This is a genomic window from Vibrio sp. 03_296 (assembly GCF_002265885.1).
Genome location: NZ_NPKW01000051.1, coordinates 1 through 1,190, shown reverse-complemented (window position 1 = coordinate 1,190; position 1,190 = coordinate 1). Strand labels below are relative to the sequence as shown.

1 rRNA gene is annotated in these 1,190 nt (G+C 49.5%); it reads right to left on the bottom strand.

Annotated features, from left to right (window positions below):
- A 23S ribosomal RNA gene (locus CIK04_RS04950) occupies positions 1–1,141 on the bottom strand; the annotation flags it as partial.
- Positions 1,142–1,190 lie beyond the last annotated feature (49 nt).

Sequence of the window (1,190 nt, the reverse complement as noted above, 5' to 3'; positions counted from 1 at the left end):
GCTTCGGTTTACAACTTAGCCCCGTTACATCTTCCGCGCAGGCCGACTCGACTAGTGAGCTATTACGCTTTCTTTAAATGATGGCTGCTTCTAAGCCAACATCCTAGCTGTCTAAGCCTTCCCACATCGTTTCCCACTTAGCTGTAATTTGGGACCTTAGCTGGCGGTCTGGGTTGTTTCCCTCTCCACGACGGACGTTAGCACCCGCCGTGTGTCTCCCGGATAGTACTTACTGGTATTCGGAGTTTGCAAAGGGTTGGTAAGTCGGGATGACCCCCTAGCCTTAACAGTGCTCTACCCCCAGTAGTATTCGTCCGAGGCGCTACCTAAATAGCTTTCGGGGAGAACCAGCTATCTCCGAGTTTGATTGGCCTTTCACCCCTAGCCACAAGTCATCCGCTAATTTTTCAACATTAGTCGGTTCGGTCCTCCAGTTGATGTTACTCAACCTTCAACCTGCCCATGGCTAGATCACCCGGTTTCGGGTCTATATCCAGAGACTGAACGCCCAGTTAAGACTCGCTTTCGCTACGGCTCCCCTATACGGTTAACCTTGCCACTGAATATAAGTCGCTGACCCATTATACAAAAGGTACGCAGTCACACCACGAAGGTGCTCCTACTGCTTGTACGTACACGGTTTCAGGTTCTATTTCACTCCCCTCACAGGGGTTCTTTTCGCCTTTCCCTCACGGTACTGGTTCACTATCGGTCAGTCAGGAGTATTTAGCCTTGGAGGATGGTCCCCCCATATTCAGACAGGATAWCACGTGTCCCGCCCTACTCGATTTCACTGAACATGCATCGTCAACTACGGGACTATCACCCTGTATCGTCGGACTTTCCAGACCGTTCGTCTAACACATGTAAAGCTTAAGGGCTAATCCAATTTCGCTCGCCGCTACTTTCGGAATCTCGGTTGATTTCTTTTCCTCGGGGTACTTAGATGTTTCAGTTCTCCCGGTTCGCTTCATTGAGCTATGTATTCACTCAATGATACTGGCTTATGCCAGTGGTTCCCATTCGGAAATCGTAGACTCAAGTGGCTGTTACTGCCTCATCTACGCTTATCGCAAGTTACTACGTCCTTCATCGCCTCTGACTGCCAAGGCATCCACCGTGTACGCTTAGTCACTTAACCATACAACCCCAAAGGGTCTTCTAGTCAAACAACCAAAGTTGCTATCTCA